Genomic DNA, 706 nt, shown 5'->3' with positions numbered 1-706 from the left:
AAGTAACAATTGCTTCATCAAAGCGGTCACCACCAACTTTTACTGAGTCAGCATAAACAATGCCGTTTAGAGAAATGATGGCAATTTCAGTCGTACCACCACCAATATCAACGACCATAGAGCCACTTGCTTCTTCAACGGGTAAACCCGTTGAAGAAGCAAGTGGCTCTATGGTCGTTGATATTGGTGGTGGTACGACTGAAATTGCCATCATTTCTCTAAACGGCATTGTTTATGCTGACTCAGTAAAAGTTGGTGGTGACCGCTTTGATGAAGCAATTGTTACTTATGTTCGTCGTAACTACGGCAGCCTAATTGGTGATACCACTGCAGAGAAGATTAAACAGGAAGTCGGTTGTGCATACGAAGGTCTTGAACTTCGAGAGATCGATGTACGTGGTCGCAATCTGGCAGAAGGTGTGCCTCGTGGCTTTACCTTGAACAGTGAAGAAATCCTCGAAGCGCTACAAGAGTCATTATCTGCGATTGTACAGGCAGTGAAAGGGGCTTTAGAGCAGTCACCTCCAGAGCTTGCATCAGATATTGCCGAGCGTGGTATTGTCCTGACAGGTGGCGGATCATTGCTCCGAGGTCTTGATCGACTTTTAAGTGAAGAAACAGGCCTTCCTGTTATTGTCGCAGAAGACCCGCTTACCTGCGTTGCTCGTGGTGGTGGTAAAGCAATCGAATTGATCGATAATAGCTC

1 protein-coding gene and 1 pseudogene are annotated in these 706 nt (G+C 46.0%); one reads left to right on the top strand and one right to left on the bottom strand.

The annotated features are described in order from the left end of the window. On the bottom strand, positions 1-118 hold a 118-nt coding region (locus tag A3766_RS28720; RefSeq protein ID WP_369808594.1), incomplete at its 3' end, for a rod shape-determining protein. A 22-nt stretch (positions 119-140) separates the two neighbouring features. Here A3766_RS28720 and A3766_RS03270 point away from each other — a divergent pair. Next, a pseudogene (locus A3766_RS03270) lies at positions 141-706 on the top strand (rod shape-determining protein); the annotation flags it as partial.

Source organism: Oleiphilus sp. HI0132, assembly GCF_001635845.1.
The sequence above is the reverse complement of the archived record's forward strand: the minus strand, read 5'-3'. Positions and strand labels throughout refer to the sequence as shown.